The 19,390-nt window shown below is 58.4% G+C and carries 19 protein-coding genes; 11 read left to right on the forward strand and 8 right to left on the reverse strand.

Annotation, left to right across the window (positions count from 1 at the left end; genetic code table 11):
* Nucleotides 1-256 precede the first annotated feature (256 nt).
* A complete protein-coding gene (locus tag IEI95_RS21325) occupies nucleotides 257-1,969 on the forward strand; it encodes a CocE/NonD family hydrolase (protein ID WP_194416970.1) in 1,713 nt (570 codons plus the stop codon).
* A 98-nt stretch (nucleotides 1,970-2,067) separates the two neighbouring features.
* Here IEI95_RS21325 and IEI95_RS21330 read toward each other — a convergent pair whose 3' ends face one another.
* The 3 genes from IEI95_RS21330 to IEI95_RS21340 form a co-directional block, all read right to left on the reverse strand.
* Nucleotides 2,068-4,011 (reverse strand): MacB family efflux pump subunit, encoded by a 1,944-nt coding sequence (locus IEI95_RS21330; protein WP_194416971.1) that lies wholly within the window; start codon nucleotides 4,009-4,011, stop codon nucleotides 2,068-2,070.
* A 3-nt stretch (nucleotides 4,012-4,014) separates the two neighbouring features.
* Nucleotides 4,015-5,232: an efflux RND transporter periplasmic adaptor subunit gene (locus IEI95_RS21335; RefSeq protein WP_194416972.1), complete on the reverse strand. Its 1,218-nt coding sequence runs from the start codon at nucleotides 5,230-5,232 to the stop codon at nucleotides 4,015-4,017.
* A gap of 514 nt (nucleotides 5,233-5,746) precedes the next feature.
* Nucleotides 5,747-5,962 carry a hypothetical protein gene (locus tag IEI95_RS21340; RefSeq protein WP_156533859.1) on the reverse strand — a complete coding sequence of 72 codons (216 nt, stop codon included), beginning with the start codon at nucleotides 5,960-5,962 and terminating at the stop codon, nucleotides 5,747-5,749.
* A 60-nt stretch (nucleotides 5,963-6,022) separates the two neighbouring features.
* On the opposite strand from IEI95_RS21340, the gene IEI95_RS21345 reads away from it, so the two are divergent.
* Complete coding sequence (locus IEI95_RS21345; RefSeq protein ID WP_194416973.1) at nucleotides 6,023-6,673, forward strand: hypothetical protein; 651 nt, start codon at nucleotides 6,023-6,025, stop codon at nucleotides 6,671-6,673.
* 84 nt (nucleotides 6,674-6,757) lie between these two features.
* Here the strand turns inward: IEI95_RS21345 and IEI95_RS21350 are convergent, their stop codons facing one another.
* From IEI95_RS21350 to msrB, 3 genes are all read right to left on the reverse strand, one after another.
* On the reverse strand, nucleotides 6,758-7,630 hold the full coding sequence (locus tag IEI95_RS21350; protein ID WP_234934247.1) for a DUF6456 domain-containing protein: 873 nt from the start codon (nucleotides 7,628-7,630) through the stop codon (nucleotides 6,758-6,760).
* Nucleotides 7,623-7,988 carry a helix-turn-helix domain-containing protein gene (locus IEI95_RS21355; RefSeq protein WP_071202865.1) on the reverse strand — a complete coding sequence of 122 codons (366 nt, stop codon included), beginning with the start codon at nucleotides 7,986-7,988 and terminating at the stop codon, nucleotides 7,623-7,625. Before IEI95_RS21355 ends, IEI95_RS21350 begins: the two co-directional genes overlap by 8 nt.
* 322 nt (nucleotides 7,989-8,310) lie before the next feature.
* A complete protein-coding gene (gene msrB, locus IEI95_RS21360; RefSeq protein WP_194416974.1) occupies nucleotides 8,311-8,736 on the reverse strand; it encodes a peptide-methionine (R)-S-oxide reductase MsrB in 426 nt (141 codons plus the stop codon).
* Nucleotides 8,737-9,161: 425 nt separating this feature from the next.
* On the opposite strand from msrB, the gene IEI95_RS21365 reads away from it, so the two are divergent.
* From IEI95_RS21365 to IEI95_RS21400, 8 genes are all read left to right on the forward strand, one after another.
* A complete protein-coding gene (locus IEI95_RS21365; RefSeq protein WP_194416975.1) occupies nucleotides 9,162-11,540 on the forward strand; it encodes a putative monovalent cation/H+ antiporter subunit A in 2,379 nt (792 codons plus the stop codon).
* Nucleotides 11,537-11,956, forward strand: a complete 420-nt coding sequence (locus tag IEI95_RS21370; protein ID WP_071202861.1) for a Na+/H+ antiporter subunit B — start codon at nucleotides 11,537-11,539, stop codon at nucleotides 11,954-11,956. Before IEI95_RS21365 ends, IEI95_RS21370 begins: the two co-directional genes overlap by 4 nt.
* On the forward strand, nucleotides 11,956-12,333 hold the full coding sequence (locus IEI95_RS21375; RefSeq protein WP_070167786.1) for a Na+/H+ antiporter subunit C: 378 nt from the start codon (nucleotides 11,956-11,958) through the stop codon (nucleotides 12,331-12,333). Before IEI95_RS21370 ends, IEI95_RS21375 begins: the two co-directional genes overlap by 1 nt.
* A 50-nt stretch (nucleotides 12,334-12,383) precedes the next feature.
* Nucleotides 12,384-13,988, forward strand: a complete 1,605-nt coding sequence (locus tag IEI95_RS21380; RefSeq protein ID WP_156533870.1) for a Na+/H+ antiporter subunit D — start codon at nucleotides 12,384-12,386, stop codon at nucleotides 13,986-13,988.
* On the forward strand, nucleotides 13,985-14,458 hold the full coding sequence (locus IEI95_RS21385; protein WP_156533872.1) for a Na+/H+ antiporter subunit E: 474 nt from the start codon (nucleotides 13,985-13,987) through the stop codon (nucleotides 14,456-14,458). The genes IEI95_RS21380 and IEI95_RS21385 overlap by 4 nt, the downstream gene beginning before the upstream one ends.
* Nucleotides 14,459-14,469: 11 nt before the next feature.
* The gene (locus IEI95_RS21390) at nucleotides 14,470-14,883 is read left to right on the forward strand and encodes a cation:proton antiporter (protein ID WP_071202855.1); all 414 of its coding nucleotides are present in this window, start codon (nucleotides 14,470-14,472) and stop codon (nucleotides 14,881-14,883) included.
* Complete coding sequence (gene mnhG / locus IEI95_RS21395; protein WP_194416976.1) at nucleotides 14,883-15,248, forward strand: monovalent cation/H(+) antiporter subunit G; 366 nt, start codon at nucleotides 14,883-14,885, stop codon at nucleotides 15,246-15,248. Before IEI95_RS21390 ends, mnhG begins: the two co-directional genes overlap by 1 nt.
* A gap of 413 nt (nucleotides 15,249-15,661) precedes the next feature.
* Nucleotides 15,662-16,093 (forward strand): Ros/MucR family transcriptional regulator, encoded by a 432-nt coding sequence (locus IEI95_RS21400; protein ID WP_015915334.1) that lies wholly within the window; start codon nucleotides 15,662-15,664, stop codon nucleotides 16,091-16,093.
* 277 nt (nucleotides 16,094-16,370) lie between these two features.
* Here IEI95_RS21400 and IEI95_RS21405 read toward each other — a convergent pair whose 3' ends face one another.
* Nucleotides 16,371-17,447, reverse strand: coding sequence for a helix-turn-helix domain-containing protein (locus tag IEI95_RS21405; RefSeq protein WP_234891045.1), 1,077 nt, complete (start codon nucleotides 17,445-17,447; stop codon nucleotides 16,371-16,373).
* A 164-nt stretch (nucleotides 17,448-17,611) separates the two neighbouring features.
* On the opposite strand from IEI95_RS21405, the gene IEI95_RS21410 reads away from it, so the two are divergent.
* Nucleotides 17,612-18,349 carry a hypothetical protein gene (locus IEI95_RS21410; RefSeq protein WP_156533874.1) on the forward strand — a complete coding sequence of 246 codons (738 nt, stop codon included), beginning with the start codon at nucleotides 17,612-17,614 and terminating at the stop codon, nucleotides 18,347-18,349.
* Here IEI95_RS21410 and IEI95_RS21415 read toward each other — a convergent pair whose 3' ends face one another.
* The gene (locus IEI95_RS21415) at nucleotides 18,350-18,856 is read right to left on the reverse strand and encodes a GNAT family N-acetyltransferase (RefSeq protein WP_156533876.1); all 507 of its coding nucleotides are present in this window, start codon (nucleotides 18,854-18,856) and stop codon (nucleotides 18,350-18,352) included.
* Nucleotides 18,857-19,390 lie beyond the last annotated feature (534 nt).

Genomic DNA, 19,390 nt, shown 5'->3' on the forward strand with positions numbered 1-19,390 from the left:
TTGATCTTTTGCCCCGTAATCGAACAGAGCGTCAATGACGACAGCCAATAAAAAAATTAAACATACGTTGCATTTTTATGCAAATGGCGTAACGTTTGGGTGTTTCATGTCATGAGCAGATGAGCACGATGCAGGACATGACATGGCGGTCACTGGGAGGAGGCCGGACCCTGAATCCATGGCTTTTCATTGCCCGAAAATCGGGCCAGCAATGGGAGCCAGCAGCAGGAAGACCGGCACCATATGGAGGAAAATTATGAATATTATCAGAAAGTTAGACGGTATCGACGTTATCTTCAGAAAAGCGGCGGTCAATGAGAACTCCCCCAATTATCGGGTGGATGAGCGCAGCTTCATTCTCAAAAAGGGCAGTACCCACCGCGAAGGCGGCATGCCGCTGCAATCGGATGTGCTGGTGGAACGGGATGTGGCCGTGACGCTGCGCGACGGCGTGACGATCCGGGCGGATCTATATCGCCCGGTCGAAGAAGGCCAGTATCCGGCCATTATCGGCTGGAGTCCTTATGGCAAACGCGGCGGCGCCCTTAACAACGATCTCTTCGGGCATCCAACACGCATGGATGTGCCCGTTGACTGGGAGGATGGACTCAATAAGTTCGAAGCCCCGACACCCGCCTATTGGGTGGCGCATGGCTATGTGGTGATCGCGCCGGACAGCCGCGGCGCCGGTAACTCCGAGGGCGACATCCATGCCTGGGGCCGCCAGGAGCCGGAGGACGAATACGACCTGATCGAATGGGCTGGGCAGCAATCCTGGTCCAACGGTAAGATTGGCCTGACCGGCAATTCCATGCTGGCGATGTCGCAATGGTTTGTCGCCGCCATGCGCCCCCCGCATCTGGCCGCCATTGCCCCCTGGGAGGGGGCATCCGATATCTACCGCGATACGGCCTGCCGTGGCGGGATTCCGGAATTCATCTTCTCGGAAGGCATATTCGGACGGCTGTGCGGTCACGGTCTGGTGGAAGACATTCCCGCCATGACGGCCACCCATCCGCTCCTCGACGACTATTGGAAAACCAAGATCTCTGGCCTCGAAAACATTGGTGTTCCCGCCTATGTCGTGGCTTCCTGGACCAATCTTCTGCATACGGGCGGCACATTTCGTGGCTGGTCATCCATTTCATCGACGGAAAAATGGCTGCGGGTGAACAATACCCATGAATGGACCGATTATTTCAACCCTGAGAATGTTGATGATCTGCGCCGCTTTTTTGATCGCTACCTGAAAGATATCGATAATGGCTGGGAGGCCACGCCGCGCGTCCGCCTGTCTGTGATGGACCCGGGCAACCGCGATACCGTCAACCGCAGCGAGGTCGCCTTCCCGCTCAAACGCCAAGTGACGAAAGCGCTTCACCTTGGGCTGAAGGACGGCAAACCTGTTTTGACCCACGAAAGCCAGGCTGAGGCCGCCAGCCTTTCCTACGATGTCGCGGACAAGGAAGGCGTGGCCTTCTCCATCACCTTCGACGAACTGACCGAGCTCACCGGTTTCTTCAACCTGAAGCTCTGGGTGGAAGCGGAGGGCAATGACGACATGGACCTGTTTGCCTTCGTCAGGAAGCGCGACAGCAACGGAAAGGTGCAGGAATGCCACGTGGTGACGGACCGCACCCATGTCGGCCCCAATGGCCGCCTGCGCGTCTCGCTACGAGCCACGGACCCCGAACGTTCGACCGAACTTGAGCCGTTCCTGCCTTATGATAGCCCGGTCAAGCTGAAACCGGGGGAGATCGTGCCCGTCGAAATCGGCTTCTGGCCTTACGGCATCCGCTGGCAACCGGGCGAAACACTGGAACTGGTAATTACCGGAACCGATCTGCTAATCAGGCCGGAATTCCCGCAATTGCCGCCTATTCCGACCCTCAACAAGGGCCGCCATATCATCCACTTCGGTGGAGACTACGGCTCGAAACTGCTCGTTCCCTACATTCCCGGAGCGTGAGGCCCAGAGCGTAAGGAGAAGAGTAGCAGGACGGCCCGCCAGCCGGTCCGGCAAGAAGGCGGGGCTTTTCTTTTGCCCCGCCTTCTCAATCCGTTTTCTCAATCCTTTGACAGTGCCGCCACCGGATCGAGTCTTGAGGCATTGCGGGCGGGCATGAAGCCGAAAACGAGGCCGATCAGGCACGAGCAGCTGAAGGCTGCCACCATGGAGGTGGTGGAATAGACCAGTTGGAAATCCTTGACCAGCAGGCTAAAGAGAAAGCCGATCGACAGCGCAAAACCAAGACCGAGGCCGCCGCCGATCAGGCAGACCAATACCGCCTCGATCAGGAATTGCTGGAGAATATCCTGGCGGCGCGCGCCGACCGCCATGCGCACGCCGATCTCGCTAACCCGTTCGGACACCGAAACCAGCATGATATTCATCACCCCGATACCGCCAACGATCAGCGAAATCACCGCAATCGCCGCCACCAGCAACGTCAGGGTCTGAGCAGTGCTGACAATGGTCTTGCGGATGTCGTCGGTGTTGAGGATGAAGAAGTCTTGTTCGCCATGGCGGCCAGCGAGAAAGGTGGTAACGGCGCTTTCGGCCACCGAACTATCGACGCTGTCGTCCAACCTGACGGTGATGCTGCGCAGCGACAGATCGCCAAGGAACCGGGCCTGGACACTGCTATAGGGCAGATAGGCCTGTAGATTGGAGTTCGAACCGAAGCCGCCTTGCTGGGCCTCGATGACGCCAACGATCCGCACCGGCACATCGGTCAGGAACACCGTATGGCCAAGCGCCCTGGCCGGATCGTCGCCAAACAGCGCCTTTGCGGCATTCTGGTCGATCACCGCCTCCTGGGTCATGGCAACGACACTTGCATGGTCGAACAGCCGCCCGGCCAGCAGCTTGGAACCCTTGGCGGTGAAATACTGATCGCCGACGCCGTTGACCAGCACATTGGCGACGGTGGCGCCATAGCGCACCGTGCCTGAGGTAGAAACGGTCGGGGTTACGGCAGAAACATAGGAGAGCCGGGCCAGCGCATCGGCATCTCCGACCTTCAGCGTGGTGATCTTTCCTGAACGGGTATCTCCAAACCCTTTGCCGGGGAAAATCTCCAGCGTATTGGTGCCGAGCCCGTTGATGTTGGAGAGCACTTTCTGCTGGGTGCCAGCCCCAAGCGCCACCACTGACACCACCGAGGCGATGCCGATGATAATCCCCAGCATGGTCAGGAAAGTGCGCAGCCGATGCGAGGCCAACGCCCTGACCGCCATCATGAAGGCTTCGCCCAGCCGGTCGAGACCGGGGAAACGATGCGGCTTGGCCGTGGATGGCAGGGTGTTTTCACGCACCAGCACCGGCTTATCCTGGCGGCGGTCGGCGATGATCTCGCCATCGGCAATCTCGATCACGCGTTCCGCGCGCGCAGCAACGCCCGGATCGTGGGTGACGATGATGATGGTGCGTCCTTCGGCATGCAATTCGTCGAGAATGCGCAGCACTTCCTCGCCGCTATGCTTGTCGAGCGCGCCGGTCGGTTCATCGGCCAGGATCACCTCGCCGCCATTGATCAGGGCGCGGGCGATGGACACACGCTGCTGCTGACCGCCGGACAATTGGCCCGGCCGGTGACGCAGCCGTTCGCCCATGCCCAGCCTTTGCAGGATTTTGGTCGCCCGGCTGCGGCGGTCCGAAGGCGAAATCCCGGCATAGATCGCTGGCACTTCCACATTGCCAAGCGCCGTCAGATCCGAGAGCAGGTTATAGCGCTGGAAGATGAAGCCGAAATGCTCACGCCGAAGCGCCGACAGCGCGTCGCTGTCCAACTGGTCGGTACGCTTGCCATCGATCTCATACGTGCCGCTACTCGGCCGGTCGAGCAGGCCGAGAATATTCATCAGCGTCGATTTTCCCGACCCTGATGGCCCGATGATCGAGACCATTTCGCCGCGATTAATGCTGAGATTAACACTCTTGAGGACGGCGACATCCTCCTCCCCGGAGCGATAGACGCGGGTGAGATTCTTCAGCTCAAGCAGGGCCATGAATCACATCCCCCCGGGCGGCGGCCCAAAGCCCCCAGGTGCCGATCTGGCGGAAGGATCGGCCTGGCCGATGACGATCTTCTCCCCTTCGTTCAAACCCGATTTCACCTCGGCATTGACCCCGTCATTCAGGCCGATTTCCACCGGTCGAGTGACAATCGTATTATCGGCGCCCACGACCCGCAGGCTGGCCTTGCCGGTCTTGACGCCGGAGCCGAGTGCCGAGGCCGGCACCGTCAGCACATTCTTCGCCGCGCCAAGCACGACATGCACTTCCGCCGTCATATAAGTGCGGAACCGCCCATCAGAATTATCGACGTCTAGGATGCCGTTATAATAGATGGCCGAGGACGATGTGCTGGAGGAACTGCTGGACGAGCTGGAACTGGACGAGGTCGAGACGCTGCTATCACTGGTGATCGATTCCGGCGCGGGCTCTATGGATTTCAGCACCGACTCGTTGCGGACGGAAGGCTGGCCGAGAATGTTGAAATAGACTGCCTGCCCCGGCCTGACATTGACCACATCGGCCTCGGAGATTTCCGCCCGCACGATCATCTGGTTCAGATCGCCCAGGATAACGATGGTGGGCGCCGATTGTGTGGCATTGACGGTTTGGCCCTGCTGGTTGACCACGGCCAGAACCGTTCCATCCATGGGCGCGGTGATGCGGGTATAACCGAGATCGGCCTCGGAGGTTTCCACGGCGACTTCAGCCTTGACGATCTGCGCCTGAAGGCTGTCGATCTGCGCCTTGGTCTTGTCGCGGGTGGCAACCGCGCTTTCAAGATCGGCCTGGGTGCCGGAATTGCTGACCCTCAGATTCTGCTGGCGCACCAATGCCAGTTCGGCGCTGACCAAGGTCGCCTCGGCCTCTTCCTTCTGGGCCTTGATATCGGCCAACGAGGCTTTCGAGGTACGCAGGTCGTTGACCTGGGTGACCGAATCGATCTCGGCGACCAGGCTGTCCTTCTTGATGGTGTCGCCAACTTTCACATGCAGGGCCGTGATACGGCCGGACACCTGGGCACCGACAGCAACCAGCCGGGACGGCTTGAAGATGCCCGTGGCAAGCACCGTCTCTTCCACATCTCCCCGTTTGACCGCCGCCAGCAGCAGCCCATCGGTCGGATTGGCCTCGGAACGCTTGAACAGAGTGAAGCCAACGGCGGCAAGCACCAGAACGACGATGACAACGACTGCGAACAGTTTACGCGACACTATGATCCTTCCTTCAGCAGTGTGAACCGCTGGAATTTCTGTCTCCGGCCAAAACGCATCAACCTGATTTTATCCAATTCTTCCAAAACGTTAAAAAATGTAAATCCGGTTCTGGGCGACGGTAAATTTATAAATGCTCTTAAGTACCGATAATCTGAGGGATCGAAGGGTGTCAATCAGCGCAAGGATTAAACTTCGGCAACAAACGGCGAACTCAAACATGTCGGACAGGGCCCGTATCAAGGGTCGGTCGCGCCAGAGCGACGAAGCCCGGAAGGAAAAGGTCGCTCCTAAGCAAAGCGGAGGCAGGGTGAGAGGGTGCCCAACGCGCGACGCTAGAGTCTGTCAGGTTCATATTGAACCAGACAGACTCTAGCTATTCTTGTTTTCGATTGTATGTCATCGAAAATCGGCTTCCGCTCCTTCTAAGAAAAGCTCTAAATCAGGGCAGATTTTCTCAACGCAGAGATGCGAATGATCAGCTTGGCGCAAGGCAACAGGTTATAAGTTATAGCTATTCACTTGCACGGCATGACGCCGTCATGAATGCGACGGGGCTAACGCCCGCTGCGCTGCATTTTGGAATGCCACCGGTCCAGGATACGGCTTTTTGCAGCAGGCGTTCCCAGTCTTTACTGATCATATCTTCACCGATCATGCGCCCAGCGCCGGCAATTATCTCCGGCCAAAGTGAGGCGGTCGCATTTTCAGTGGTTGCGTAACCGGCCATCGACCAGACCCGGTTTCAGGACAGACGCAGAATGGCACGGTCGCACACGGAGAGAGGTCCATGCAAGTTTCTAGCAGCAATGCATCGCAATCTACCTATACATCGAGTTCATCAAAGCAAAAATCCAGCAGCGGCAGCGGTGGTCTGTTCGATTCTCTGTCGGGCGGCAGCAGCGGCAGCAGTAGCGATGATACACTGCTCAACGCGCTCTTCGGTAGCGATAGCACCGAGGAGACGGATGAGAGCGACACAAGCGGCAGCGTGTCGACCGATCCGTCCGCGTCGTTCGAGGCTTGGCTGTCCCAGCTGACCTCGGCAACAGCTGCCAGCAGCACCAGCTCGGACGAGGAAAAAGACGAAGAGGTCACCGCCGGTTCATCGACATCGACAAGCACTGAGTCGCAATCGACCACAGCCAGCGCATCGGGCACGGATGCCGCCACTGTTGAAGACGATCTCCTGTCGCAGGTGTTCGCAGTGCCGTCCGCCGGCGCTTCGACGGGCGCTAGCTCGACGCAGACCTCCACGTCCTCGACAGAGGACACCGATAGCGCCACCGCATCGTCATCCACCGACAGCAGCGATGACAGCGATACCGACATGTCGGATGAAGACCTGCTGGCCCAGTTGAAGAACTATGATGGCAACCTCAGCTACTTTGCCGATCAGTTCATCAATCAACTCGATCTGCCCGGCGGCGGAGCCGCTTAATAAGCCCAGCGGCGGAGCCGCTTAATAAGCCTTGCAGATGTTGAGGCATCCTGGCTTTGAACAAATTCCGGCTATCTCAAGTGTTTAAGGCCTTGAGATAGGCGGACGATAATCGCTTTCCCCCCAATGGCGAAGGCCGGACGTTGTCCTTGCCGGTGGCGGTGTATAGTGACGGGCCAGCGCCAGAAGTGCTGTCCGCAACATCAGTTTGGCCGAGCGGGCCGGCCATTGCCGCTCCCGCTCCACGGCTTCAAGACCCTTGGCAAAACAGCAGATATCCAGAGCGACGCCTGACAACTCCGGCCCTAAAGCCGTCAGTGCCTCACCGACCCGCAGCCGTGCGGCAAGCGCGCTGTCGGTCAGATCCGGCCCGGATGGCCGGGCGCCTTTCTGTTTCTGCGCCAGGCGCGGCTCAAAGGATGCGGTGATGCGTGGCTGTAAATGACCGCGCTCGAAATCCGCTGCCAGCCGCTCCCCGGCGGCAACCGCTTCCGGTGGCAGATAGGGCTTGCCAGTCCGGTCCCGCAGCCGGGCCACCGTCGAAAAAGGCTGGTCATCAAGATTGCGCCGGACGGTGGAGCGGCTGCCATCCGGCTCCACAAGGGTCTCGGTCGCCCTCTCCCCATGCTGGCCTGCAAAGATCTCGTCTTCGCGCTCTGCCATGGCCCGCTTCAGGAAGCTTTCCGCCTCGCCGGTCGCGGCCAGCCTATTGCCTTTGCGCCGGACCAGGCCGTCCGCCAGCGTCTTTTGCAACAGCACGTCGGGTATGCGGCCCAGCAGCACGCCATCTTGGGGTCGCAGCAGCGCGGTTTCGCCGGGCCCGGCTGGCTCCAGCAACACACCCCGGCTTGCCAGCCGCAACAGCCGCAGCAGAGGCTTGATGGCCGATGCCGGATTTTGCGGTGCCCGATTTTGCTGTGCTTGATTTTGCGTTGAATGCGCTGTGGGCTTACGCATCGCGCCCATCCTTGGCCACCGTCGACAGCACCGCGACGACCCGTTCCAAAACGCCGAGAAACTGGTCGAGGGCGGCATTTTCGCGCCGGTCCTCGATGACATGGCAGGCATAGGACACTGTGCTTCGGTCATAGCCGAAAGCGCGGGCGATTTCCTGTTGTGGCAGGCTCAGCACCACATGGCAGAGATACATGGCGATCTGTCGGATATGGCAGCGCTGACGCCGCCGCCCGGCATTTACGAGACCCGGGCTCTGAAAAACCACAAATATTTCCTCCGTAACCCTGGCAACGGAATGGCACAGAACCCGGCTGGAGGCTTTGACCGGGACAGGATGTTCAAGCGGCATTGCTGACATGATAACGTCTCCCTTTATAGGATTTTATTCATATCAATACTCGCAATCCCTGTGAACGTATTTTCACACCTCCAAAATTATATCCTTTGTTTTCATTATTATTTTTATTGAAACCCACAGGCGTGTTCAGGATTATTTTCCACAGAACCGTGAGTTTTACCCAGCTAATTCAGGGGGATTTTATGGAAACAAGTGCAATATACAAACGTGCCGCGCATCCTGTTGATACGCGGCACGATCAAACATCGGTATCTTGCATAGGCGCTTTTGCTCGAACGCAATGCACCTTTGCAACGTGAAATTCATGTCGCAACGGATTGTCTCAGGGCTTTTGCTCGAACACCATGGAATGACCATTGATGCAATAGCGCAGGCCGGTCGGCTTGGGGCCATCAGGAAACACATGGCCGAGATGGCCGCCGCAGGTGGCGCAGCGGATTTCGGTGCGCATCATGCCAAACGCCGTATCGCGATGTTCGGTGACGGCGTCAGGCGTGACTGGCTCGAAATAGCTCGGCCAGCCGCAACCGGCATCGAATTTGGTATCGGAGTAAAACAGCGGCGTGTCGCACCCGGCACAACGGTAAAGGCCTGGCTCGAAATTATCCCAGTAAGGACCGGTAAAGGCCCGTTCCGTGCCGTGTTCGCGCAGGATTCGATACTGATCCGGCGTCAATTGTTCGCGCCATTCGGCCTCGCTGCGCGCTGCTGCGGGCTTTTCACGGCTGTCGATGCTGTCCTCGCTCATGAGACCTCCTCGTTTCGCTATCCTGTTCGGAGTTGACCCTATAGATAGTGTTTTGTCCCGGTGCTGCAAGTCGGACGACCAAGTCAGACAGGCGACGATCAGACAGGCGACAATCAGACAAGGGCGAGCCAAACCACAGTACGTGTCGCCAGCTTTTCCAACGATGGTTCATCCTGTCGTATTTGTGAATATCTCGAGCCTCAATTGAATGGGAACGTTTTGCAAGGTCTTCACGCCAAGAATGCGTGAACACCCTCCAGACCGGGTAGAAGGCTGACGACACCGATTTGGGGTGGTCGTTCCGGCTGAAATCCTTATATTCGCCAAGCAACCGCCAAATCAGGCAGAAACCGGCCAAATCAGGACAGAATCAGCGCCGCACAAACCGGGAGGCTGCTCGTCGGTCGCAGACAACAGGAGACGAAATGATCGCTGATGCCGCCGGTATGACGCTGCTGGCTTTGGTCCTGCCATTTCTGGGTGCCTGTCTGGCGCCCTGGCTGGTACGGCGGCTTGGAAGCCGGGCGGCGTGGGTTCTGGCGCTTCTGCCGCTATTATCCTTCGTGCATTTCCTCGGCTTCCTGCCGGAAATCTCCCGCGGCGAGGAAGTGACGGGCGGCTATGCCTGGGTGCCGAGCTACAATGTCAGCTTTTCCTGGTTTCTCGACGGATTGTCCCTGACCTTTGCGCTGCTGATTACCGGTATCGGCACGCTGATCGTGCTCTATGCCGGCGGCTATATGAAGGGCCATCCGCAGCAGGGCCGGTTTCTGTCCTTCCTGCTGTTGTTCATGGGCGCCATGCTGGGCGTGGTGATGTCAGACAGTTTCCTGATGCTGTTCATCTATTGGGAACTGACCTCGATCACCTCCTTCCTGCTGATCGGTTTCGACCATGAACGCCCGGCTGCGCGCCGTGCCGCGCTGCAAGCGCTGGTGATCACCGGCGGCGGCGGCCTTTTGCTGCTGGCCGGTTTGATCCTGCTGTGGAACGTGTCCGGCGTCACGCAATTGTCGATGCTGATGCATAGCAACAATATGGTCACCGCCAGCCCCTTCTATCTGGCGATCCTGCTGCTGGTTCTGGGTGGGGCTTTTACCAAATCGGCGCAATTTCCCTTCCATGTCTGGCTGCCCAACGCCATGCAAGCGCCGACACCCGTCTCGGCCTATCTGCATTCGGCCACCATGGTCAAAGCCGGGATCTACCTGCTGATGCGCTTGCAGCCGGTACTGGGCTCCACACCCGCCTGGGAAATATTGCTGCCGTTTTTTGGCGGCATCACGCTGCTCGTCGGTTCCGTGATCGCCGTGCGCCAGACCGATCTGAAGCTGATGCTGGCCTATACCACAGTCGCCTCGCTCGGGTTGATGGTGATGCTGACCGGCTTCGGCTCACCGCACGCGCTGTCGGCCGCCGTGCTTTATCTGGTCGCCCATTCGCTATTTAAAGGCGCGCTGTTCATGGTGGCCGGTGTTCTCGACCACGAAGCGGGCAGCCGCGACCTGACCAGACTTGGCGGGCTGGCACGGGCCATGCCGATTACTTTTGCCACAGCGCTGCTGGCCGGGCTGTCCATGGCCGGACTGCCGCCGCTGTTCGGCTTTCTCGCCAAGGAAGAAATCTATGAGGCGCTGGCAGGCGGCAATCTTCGCGCCCTGCTGTTTACCGCCATCGCCGTGATCGGCAATGCGCTGATGATGGTCGTCGGGTTGGCGCTGGCCTTCAAACCGTTTCTGGGGCGCGCTGCGACCAGCCCGAAACCCGCCCATGACGGCCCGGCTCTACTGTGGCTGGGGCCGTTGGTGCTGGCCTTGGTCGGACTGGGTGCCGCGGTATTTTCCGGGCTGTTTCACCAGGCGATTTCATCGCCAATGGTTAGCGCTGTCACCGGCAGGACGGTGACGGTCTCCATCGGCCTTATCCCGCATATCGGCGTGCCGCTTGCCCTGTCGCTTTTGACCATCGCCATCGGCCTGGTGCTGTTCATGCTGCTCGACAGGCTGCGCCGTCTGGTGGCAAAACTCCTGGAGACGCTCGGTCCCGGCCCCGACCAGGGCTTCGACTGCCTGATGGCCGGATTGGTGCGGCTCTGCTTCCGCGTCACCAATATTCTTCATGGCGGGCGGCTGGATGTCTATGTCACGGTGACGCTGATTGCCATTGCCGCAGCTTTCCTTGTGCCGATGATGCTGTTTGGCGAGGCGCCGTCCTGGCCGGTGCTGCCGGAGCGGATCGAGCTGCATGAAGCTGCTTTCCTGCTGATCGCGGTGGCCGGTCTTTACGGCGTATTGCGGGCTGCCAACAGGCTGGACGCCATCGTCGCGCTCGGCATCCAGGGCTTTGCGATCTCGGTGATCTTCCTGCTGTTTGGCGCGCCGGACCTGTCCTTTACCCAGTTCATGATCGAGACGCTATCGGTGGTGATCCTGGCGCTGGTGATGACGCGGCTGAAACTGCATCCCGCCGATCATCGGCCCCTACCCCAGATCCTGCTGGACGGCACGGTGGCGCTTGCCGCCGGGACCGGCCTGACGCTGATGCTGCTGAAGGTGACGCAAATCCCCTTCGACCCGACCCTGACGGAATTCTTCAACAGCTATTCCAAAGTCATCGCCCATGGGGCCAATGTGGTGAACGTTATCATCGTCGACTTCCGCGGCGTCGATACCATGGGCGAAATTGCCGTGGTGATGATCACCGGGCTTGCCATTCTGGCGCTGATCCGGCTGCGCGCGCCCAAGCCAACGGCTTCGCCGTCCGGGGTGGGGCATGAAAGCCATGAGGTGGGAGAGCGCTCATGAACAGTTTGATCTTTCGCACCGTTGCTCCCGTCGTTACTGCGCTGATGCTGCTGTTTTCGGTTTTCGTATTGCTGCGCGGTCATAACGAGCCGGGCGGCGGCTTTATCGGCGGGCTGATTGCCGCCTCCGGCTTTGCCATCTACGCCATGGCCTTCGGCGTGCAGGCGGTGCGCCGCGCCCTTTACGTGCATCCGCTGTCGGTGGCGGGTTTCGGCCTGCTGATGGCCTGCCTGTCCGGCTTCGTCTCGGCCTTTGCCGGTGTGCCGTTCATGACCGGGCTTTGGATCACCCCGCATATCTTCGGCGTCGATGTGCCGGTCGCCACCGTCACCAGCTTCGATATCGGCGTCTATCTGGTGGTGGTCGGGGCGATCACCTCGATTGCGCTGGCGCTGGGCGAAAGGGAGAATGACTGATGGAAGCGATTTTTTCCCTGCTGGTCGGGCTGTTTGCCACGACCGCCTTCTACCTGATCATGTCACGCCATATCGTGCGGGTGCTGCTCGGCATCGTATTGCTCGGCAATGCCGTCAATCTCGGCCTGTTCACCGCCGGGCGGCTGACCCGCGAAGTGCCGCCAATCATGATGAAGGGTGAGGACGTCCTGAGCATGGCCGCCGCCAATCCGCTACCGCAGGCGCTGATCCTGACGGCCATCGTGATTTCCTTCTCGTTCTTCGCTTTCCTGCTGGTGCTGTCCTACCGCGCCTACCAGGACCTCGACACCGACGATACCGACGACATGCGGTTGGCCGAACCGAAAAATCCGCCCTTGCCGCCGCTTGATTACTGAGGATTTTCCGGCAACACCAATGCTCTGAACTGAAAGACCAGAATAACCGCATGGCCGCTTCAACCATCACTGCCGAGGCTCTCGACGCCGCTCTCAAAGCCGCTTATGTGCAGGCGCCGACCACGTTTGCGCAGTGGCTGCCCATCCTGCCGGTGGCCCTGTGTCTGGCCGGTGGGGCCGTGGCCTTGATGCTGCGTGATCGCACCCGCCTTCAGCCGATGATTGCCCTTCCCACCCTGGTCCTGCTGGTGCTGATCGATCTGGCGCTGCTGGTAAAGGTCATCAAGGATGGCCCGCTGACGGTGATGATGGGCCGCTGGATGCCGCCCTTCGGCATTGCCTTCACTGTCGATATCGTCGGGGCGCTGTTTGCCCTGACGTCTGCCATCGTCGCCTTGGCCTGCGGCGTCTATGGGCTGACGGATATCAATACCTCCGGTCGCCGCTATGGTTTCTATCCGTTTCTTCTGGTGCTGATGGCCGGGGTTTCCGGTGCCTTTCTGACCGGCGATATCTTCAACCTCTATGTCTGGTTCGAAGTGCTGCTGATCTCGTCTTTCGGCATGCTGATCCTCGGTTCCGAGCGTGAACAGATCGATGGGGCGCTGAAATATGCGGTGCTCAACCTGATCGCCACCACGCTGTTTCTGATCACCATCGGCTTTCTCTATGCCAGTTTCGGCACGCTCAACATGGCCGATATCGCCCGCAAGGCCGATGGTTTGCGCGATACCGCCCCGCTGATGACGCTGACCACGCTGTTTGCCCTGGCCTTTGCCATGAAAGCCGCTGCCTTTCCGCTGAATTTCTGGTTGCCTGCCTCCTATCACACGCCGCGCATCGTGGTGTCGGCGCTGTTTGCCGCCCTGCTGACCAAGGTCGGCATTTACAGCCTGCTGCGGGTCGTGGTGATGCTGTTTCCGATTGAGCGCGAGGCGCTGAGCCTGGTGCTGGGGGTGATTGCCGCCGCCACCATGATTCTGGGTGCCGTAGGTGCCCTCGGCCAGTCTGACATCCGCCGGCTGATGGGCTTTATCGTCATTTCCGGCATCGGCATCATGCTGGCCGGCATCGCCATTGGCGCGGTGCAAGGCATCAGCGCGACAATATTCTACGCCATGCACTCGATCATGCTGATGGCGGCGTTGTATCTGGTGGTAGGCCAGGCCGGGCGGATGACTGGCAGTTTTGCATTACAGGACATGTCTGGCCTTTACCGGGCAGCACCGGGCTTTTCCTTCCTGGCGCTGGCGCTGTTTTTCGCCGCAAGCGGCCTGCCGCCATTTTCCGGCTTCTGGCCAAAGGTCATGCTGCTGAAGGCTGCACTGGATATCGGCGCCTGGTGGATGGCTGGCGCAATCCTGTTGTCCGGCTTCCTGACCACGATTGCGCTGGCCCGGGTCTTCCTGCTGGCCTTCTGGCGCACCCAGCCAGCCAAGGGCGAATCAGAGGGGAACACCAACCAGGCCGGACCAGAGATCCTTACCGCGCCAACGCTCTCAGCCCTTGCCCCGATCGTGCTGCTGGCCGGTTTCATCGTCTGGTTCGGGCTGTTTCCTGAAAAGCTGATTGCACTCTCGCAGGACGCCGCAGTCGGGCTTGTCGATCCATCGGCCTATATCACCTCGGTCTTTCCCACGGAGGCACGCCCATGAGGCTGTTGATCCTCAACCTGCTGATGGCCATCATCTGGGTGGCGGTCACCGGCAGCGCCAGCCTGCATAATCTTCTGTTTGGTCTCATCCTGTCGCTGGCGGTGGTCGGGTTGCTGCGCGAGCAGATCGGCGGCGTCTCCTATCTCAACAGAACGTGGCGCATCCTGTCCCTGCTGCTGCTGTTTCTCAGCGAGCTGGCCAAATCCGCCTGGAAGGTAACGATCATGGTCCTGTCGCCAGGGCTCGATATCAAGCCCGGCATTTTTGCCTTTCCGCTCAGCGTCGAGCGCGATTTCGAAATCACTCTTCTGGCCAATCTCATCACGCTGACGCCCGGCACCCTATCGGTGGATGTATCTGAGGACCGAAAGATCCTCTATGTCCACGCACTGGATTGCAGCGATCCGGATGCGGCCCGGCGCGACATTGCCGAGGGATTCGAGCGTAAGATCCGCGAGGCGTTCCAATGACCCATCCCGATATGACAGCCGCGCAACTCCTCGTCCATCATGCCTGCAATGGCGGGCTGCTGTTGCTGGCCATCGCCTTTTTCCTGACCGTCTATCGGGTGATGCGTGGCCCGACCCTGCCCGACCGGGTGATCGCGCTGGACATGCTGGTCGGCATCGTCATCGGCTTTATTGCCGTCTTCGCGATCAAGTCGGGCTATGTGCTCTACATGGATATTGCCATTTCACTCGGCCTGGTCGGGTTTCTGACAACCATTGCTTTTGCGCGATTCATCCTTGTGCGCGGCGTGATTGGCGAAACACCGGAAACCGAGCCGGCAATTCGGGCGGCAGCCGAACAATTAGCTGTGGAAAAGTCTCGAATGGAGCGCAGGCGCAAGCGGAGTGGTACAAATAAGCACATGTCCCAAAAGGAAACAGATTAATGGAAATGGCGGCTGCGATTTTAACATCTATATTGATTCTGGGCGGTTCTTTTTTTGCGGTGATTGCTGCAATCGGTCTTAACCGCTTGCCGGACCTGTTCACCCGCATGCATGCAGCCTCCAAGGCCGGAACGGTGGGATCGGGCCTGCTGTTACTGGCAATTGGCGTCAATTCCGCAGATTTGTCGGTTTTTGCACGGGCCTTTTGCGGGTTTTTCTTCTTTGTACTGACAGCGCCGGTCTCTGCCCATCTGCTGGCTAAAGCTGCGCGGCATGTCGGATACCCTCTGGCCCAGGCGACCGTACTCGATGAAATGAGCAACGGTATTGGCAACGGCAAGAAGGACTTAGTTAACAAATTATGAATGAGACCGTTCTAAAAGTATCATAAGAGCAGAGTGCCATTCATATTTGATCTGATCTACATTCTTTCACGCACAAGAATTAGGATAAATAGGAACTGGACATTTTTCCCGATGTTGATAATTCATTAAAAGGACTATTTGGATCACTGAACCGTTTTCAATTTCGATCTAGTTCAAAAGCAGCATGTATTTAGCCGATACAACCGCCCGGGTTGTAGACCAAAGGCGGACAATGAATTTGGAGACTAGTTTTGGGTTAATGGCGTAAATATCTAATATAACACTGCCATCCTGGCTGGCTGGCAGTGGATTTTATGTGGGGGTATCACGCAAACCAGTCGAACTGGTTTGAATTCAGTGTCGGCGGTGGGTGGCAAACGAACCGTCAGGCAGACATATGACAGGAGAAAAAAATGAGTGAAACGGCATTTGGATCGTCAGGAAACGATCTTCTGGTCGAACTGACGGCAGATATCGTTGCAGCGTATGTCAGCAACCATGTTGTACCAATCGGGGACATCAGCCACCTGATTTCGGATGTGCATACTGCATTGTCCAATACATCCTCACCGGTGCCAGTGGTATCCGTGGTCGAAAAGCAGAAGCCTGCCGTTGCCGTTCGCAAGTCGATTCAGGGCGACCAGATCATCTGCCTGGAATGTGGTGGCTCGTTCAAGTCGCTGAAGCGTCACTTGATGACCCATCACACCTTGAGCCCGGAAGAATATCGCGAGAAATGGGACCTTCCCGTCGATTACCCGATGGTTGCGCCCGCCTATGCGGAAGCCCGCTCGCGCCTCGCCAAGGAAATGGGCCTGGGCCAGCGCCGCCGCCGCGCCAAGTAATACCAAGTCTCGAAGATGCGTGAGCATCTTCGAATTGGTATTCATGCCATTCAATAGTCAGACCTCAATTCCGTGGGCCTCATAAGGCTTGCGGAATTTTGCTTATGATTGCTGATGTCAGCCCAATCCCGGCAAATAGCCTTTGGTTGGCTTGCCTAGAGTCTGTCAGGTTCAGATTGAACCAGACAGACACTCGATTCTTTTGTTTTCGTTTGTCTTTTCGAGAAAACCGGTTTCCACTTTTCCCTGACAAACTCTAGCGCGACTATCCACACGCTTATGCAATCGTCTCCTGCCGTCGCCAGGCACTGGGACTTTGTCCCGTGACCCGCAGAAACTCTCGATTGAAATTGGACTTGGTCATAAAACCGGCCTCAAAGACGATGCTGGTAATCGGCTCATCGCTCTGTCGCAGCAGTTGGCAGGCCTCTGTTACGCGGTGATTATTGACATACTGCGAAACACTCATGCCATGCACCCGGTTGACGGCATTCGACACGGATCTGGCGGGAAGGCCCAGGCGACGCGCCAACCGGCCAAGGTTGAGGTCCACATCCTTGTAGAGCTGTTTTTCCACCATCATCGCCGCCAGCGCGCTGGCAATCCGCGCGTCCTCCTCGCTCGCGGGTCTCGGCACCGGCTTGTCGCTAGCGTCGCCTGCTCGCTCCTCTTCGCGCCCATTGTCAACTGAAGGGTCTCCCTCATCTGAAGAAGCGCCACTTTCGGCCAGTGATGCAGCAAAGCCAAGCGCCAGAAGGATCATGGTCATGAAAGCCGAAACAATAGTTGCCGCATGACGGCCACCGCCAAAGGCAAAGTCGAGGCTGATGACGACATCGGCAGCCGCTGAGGCCAGCAGCGACGCTGCCATGCATTGCAGGGCACGGTAGGACCGAAGCGCCCCGTCCAGACGCGAGGCCGTCAGCCCATCCGGCCCCAGCCGCGCCAGCCAGAGCAGCGCCAGTCCATAGGCCAGGAAGGTGAGGATGATGATGGCATCGATTGGCCCACCGCCGACGCCGTTCAGCACCAGCACGATGACAGCCGGCAGGGCATGCAGCCAATCAATATGCGAGAAACCACGATCCTGCCGATCCGCACGGCTCGAGGTCAGGCTGCGAAAGGCCAGAAAGCTCAAAGGCGGGATGACCGTTCCGAGAACCGACATGGCCGGCATGACCAGCATCATGCCATAGCCCCAGCGCAAGCCGACCAGAACCGATTGGACCGCCATCACCGCCAGCAGCAGCAGGAAAGGCCTCGCGGAGGCCGGGGCGTCCTCCTGCCGCAACATACGGATCAACAGGGTCACAAGCAGCAGGGCGACGAAAAAGGAAATCGGCAGGAAGATCATGGGACAAAGATCATGGAACAAGGATTTTTGAGCGGGTGCGTAATGTATTTCAGTGGCACTTATACCCCCGATCATGATCGGCGACGACCCGAAACGTGTTTCAGGTCGCAGCATGACCTCCTTTGGCAAAGATTGGCGCATCGCAACCCATTGGAGTGAACCTCATGAAAAAACGTGTGATTGTGCTTGGCATTGCCGTAGGACTTGTTTGCATCGCCGCCATGGATCGGGCCATGGCGCTATGGCGGCACGATGTGCCGATTGGCGCGCCGCTTGACCTGTCCGCCATCTCCAAACTGCGCGTCGATGGCGCCGCCAGCCTGATTTCCGTAACCACCGATCCAGACACGCCGCTGACGGCCACCCTCACAGGCGAGCGCGACGGCTGGGGTTCGCTCTGGCAATCCGGCTGGCATGCCCGCGACTGCGCGGACAGTGGCCGGATGCATATCGATAACGACACTCTGGTTGTCGATGTCGCCGATCTGTCGCGCTATTTCGACTGGTCGGATTGCACCATAAAGCTCAAGGCCAATCTGCGTCCGCAATCTGCCGTGCTGATCCGCCAGAAGGCCGCCCGCATCGGGCTTGACGGCGATTTTTCCACCGTCAATGTGCGGGCCGATGCTGGGGATTTCACCCTGGACGGCCATGCCAGTACGCTGGATGTTTCAGGCGCGGCGCTGCGGGTGCAGGCGTTCTTCAAGACCATCAGCAAGGACGAAACCATCCTGCTGTCTGGCCGGATGATGGACGCCACCCTGCGCTTCCTCACCCCCACATCGATCAGCTATCTGGTCGAGGCCACCGCCTCCTATGTCGACAGCGCCCTGCCCAATACGCCGGGCGCCCACCCCGCCATTACCATTCGCGGTGAGATGGTGCGGGCCAGGATCGAGTAATCAACGCGCAATCGTCAGTTCCATCGCCGCCAGATCCAGCCAACGTCCAAATTTGGTGCCGACCTCGCGGTGGATGCCGACCAGGCGGAAGCCGAGCTTTTCATGCAGGGCAATCGAGGCCACGTTTCCGGCCTCGATTGCGGCGATCATCACATGCACATTTCCGGCCTTGGCGCACTCGATCAACGCCAGCATCAGCGCCTTGCCAAGCCCTGCGCCACGATGGTCCTTGTCGATATAGACCGAGTGCTCAACCGTATGGCGATAGCCATCGAAGGACCGCCAATCGCCATAGGATGCATAGCCCGCAACACGACCATCCACCTCAGCGACAAGGACCGGAAAGCCTCTGGCCCGGCGCAGTTCCAGCCAGGCACGGCGATTGTCGACATCAATCAGCGCCTCGTTCCAGATGGCGGTCGTATGCTCGACGGCGTGGTTGTAAATCTCGACAATAGCGGCAAGATCCGCTTCGGTGCCGTCGCGGATGACGTGCTGTGTGGTCATGAGAAGCCTTGAAACTTACATAGGATACGCACAGTCCTAACGTAGAAAACCGTGCACGGAAATAGGATTTGTCGTCTTCAATGACCCCTCGTATGGCGCTCCCGACAAGGGCCTTTCCGCAACTGGTCAATACCCCAACTCGAAATGGAAGAACGGATCAAATTCAACTTTTTGGATAGGACAGTCATTTGACTGAACCAAAAACAATATCCCAAGCCTTGATGTCGCTTTTGCGGAGTAAACATCGTCCTTGCGATATGGGCGGACGCTGTTGTAAAGGATCTGAGCTCGGATAAAGGCTGATATCACAGCGCAAGGTCGATCTTGCGTCGAGATTTTCCGCAATGTGTTATCAAATTTTGCAAATTTTCGCTCTTCTTCCGAAAATGTAAAGAAACGTCAAGAAACTACTCGCGTTATTCTCTTTGGAATGGTTTTTTTCGGAAATGGTTAGTGTTGGCTTCCACAATGAATCGTTCGATCATGCAGGGTCGTACCAGCGAAAATTATTCTTTAGACATTCCTAAACAGTGA

Source organism: Agrobacterium vitis (assembly GCF_014926405.1).
GTDB classification, from domain to species: Bacteria; Pseudomonadota; Alphaproteobacteria; order Rhizobiales; family Rhizobiaceae; genus Allorhizobium; species Allorhizobium vitis_H.